This is a genomic window from Vibrio sp. Vb1554, from assembly GCF_033344235.1.
In genome coordinates this window covers 1-2,611 of the sequence record NZ_JAWPOJ010000076.1, presented here as the reverse complement: position 1 = coordinate 2,611, position 2,611 = coordinate 1, and the positions used below count along the sequence as shown (strand labels likewise).

2 protein-coding genes are annotated in these 2,611 nt (G+C 39.3%); both read right to left on the bottom strand.

The annotated features are described in order from the left end of the window. Positions 1 to 267: 267 nt before the first annotated feature. A complete protein-coding gene (locus R8N28_RS23680; RefSeq protein WP_065274474.1) occupies positions 268 to 2,109 on the bottom strand; it encodes an ATP-dependent nuclease in 1,842 nt (613 codons plus the stop codon). Positions 2,110 to 2,386: 277 nt separating this feature from the next. After that, positions 2,387 to 2,611: DUF4113 domain-containing protein (locus R8N28_RS23675; RefSeq protein ID WP_318183484.1), on the bottom strand; the 225-nt coding region annotated here is incomplete at its 5' end.

Genomic DNA, 2,611 nt, shown 5'->3' with positions numbered 1-2,611 from the left:
TCGTCAATCAAAGCAATCTGGATTGGAATTTAGGCTCGTGACCAAAGGCAGTAAGCAGTGAGAGCTACGTGATCGTGATCACGTCGTGTTCACGGGAGCTGTGGCTCGTAAGTGGACAAAAATGAGTCAGCAATTTTGCTAAATTAGAAACTCATAAATTACTTCCAGTATGGCAAAACCACTAAGTAATGCTAAGCTAAGTTGCTACTCTCAAGCATCTGCGAGACTAGCCTTTTACTTTCTGTAGCCACAAAATAAAGTATCGACTTATTGCGTTTTAGTAGGCGCTAGCAAGAAATTTTCTATGATATCCAATGGCTCTTTAAATGCATCAAGCAACGCATCTACTAGAGCTTCGTCTTTCGAAGACTCAATATGACGGCTTAAAGCATCTTTGCCCTCATCGGTGAATCGATAGTTTAGTAGATCCTTTTGATGCTCAGATAGCTTACTAATAAGGTCATCAAAACTAATGTTGTCATTACATATTTTTTTTCGCCCACACTCAGTTAACTTTTCATAGTGGTCGTCAACTAACTCGACCCAACCTTCCGTCTTGGCTAGCTGCCAAAGTGAAGGAGGCATTAACCTTTCCAGATCGGTATTTATGTTTAATCCGCCAACTTTGAACATTGCTTTTAGATCATCATTTGGCTTCAATAAAAAGCGTTTGATATGCTTGGAAGCAACAGCATCGTCTAAAGTATCTGAGGCCTTTTTTCCTGCATCATCGTTGTCCAAAATGATAAGAGCTTGCAATTTATCCTTAGGCTTAACGTGCTTTTGAAGCAAATGAAATGCTTGTAGCCTATCGGCTGCTGAATTAGCACTGTTACTAGCATTTGATGGGACAAAAATATGAACCTTGTCATTAAGGCCTTTTGCTTTAAGTAAACAGCCAAAAACTTTCTTATCACTTTTTCCCTCAAGGAAAAGGTGAGGTAGCTGAGTTTTAGACAGTTTATTTTTAAGATTTTCTTGAGCTTGGATGTACTCTTTCTCTCTCTGATCCCACTCTTTTCTTTTATCTTCAACTATTGGTGCAATTAGCTGTAAAAAGCCCATATTACCATGCAATGCCTTCTCGTCAGTCTGACTAACAAAAGTGGCGTTATCTTTTTGTCCAACATAGTAACTGGTTGTCTTAACATTCGAAGGTAACTTTTCAGATGAGCCAATAGAGTAAATTGCTGGAGAGTGAGTTGTAATTAGTATTTGAGTGTGATTTTTGGCAGCTTCAATTAACTGCCTATTAAGCTCGAAGCAGGATAAGAACTCAACGTTATTCTCTGGCTCTTCGAAAGCCCATATCTGGGGTTTAATTGTATTTCTCTTTGCCGCTTTTTGCTTCCTAGACGCAATAAATGACAGGATCATTGGTATGTGGCGAATTTTTATTCCATCACCTCTCCTGGTCAATGGAATTTCATCGGCATTAAACTCCAATGCTCCAAAAATGCTCCTAAGGTTTTTAGGTAGTTTGACCACATTACTACCCGAAAACTCATCATCTATTGCCTGTGTAAGCTCTTGAACATGAGTATTGATCTCTTCTTCGAAACTTGAAGCAGATTGATGTAAACCTTGATCAGATAAGTTAGCCAATGAATCGTATAGCTTAATTTGCAAATTCTGAAAATAATTCCAGTCTTTTGTTGCTGGTATATACTCGAAATCAATTGCATTCAATAAATTTGGAATTTTGCTGCGCGGAGGAAAACCTTTAGCTCTTTTTTGTATCTGGTTATTCCTGATTGTACACAACCCACTTTCTTCATAGTCGTTTCGAACCCCTTCTTCCCGCCATACCTTTTTCCAGTAAACATGGTCTTGTGTTAAGTTTTTTCGATAGCTTTTGGGAAGCTTTAAGGCAAGTTCAATAACAATCTCTTGCGCACGTTGGTTGTACTTAGGAGCATATTTATTGTGATCGTTCTCAAAATTAAAGTTATGATTGTGATCTGTTTGTCCATTGAAGAACAGGTTTAGTGCTCGTAGCACATTGGACTTTCCAGCATCGTTCCTTCCAACAAATGTCGTGATCTCTTCAGCCTTAAACGCTTGGTTAGAGATAGAACGGAAGTTCTTGATAGAGATCAGGCGTATCATTTACTGCTCCAAAGTTAACTTAGAGCCTGAATATTAATACAAAAGTTTACTTTTCAGTAGGTTAAATTTCTAAAGCGAAATGAGAAGTGTTACCCAATAAGCAAAAAAAAGGGAGTAGCCTGCACTTGGGTTTGCCATTAGATTATGTATTTCAAAAGCAGTTCGCAAAGACTACTCATTCAAGAGTGCTCAGCTCACTTTGGGGCATAACTGAGCTAGGCACGATAGCGAGTTCACTGTTGGACAGCGTACTTATAATGCATGAGGATTACCGACGTTATCCGCACTTGATAACTGGCAAGTCTTGCCATTTAGTTGTGTAGTGGGGCGTTAACATCTCACGCCGCATGCCCCATTTCTGCGCTATTCCTTGTGCTCCCAGAAATAAGGTGTCAGAACCATAACGTTGGTTCAACGAATCATAAACAGACATGAGTTTTGGGTCGTTGGGCATGGGGTTAAATAGATCTGACTGCTCGTTCTTCCCATCAGTTAAATCCAA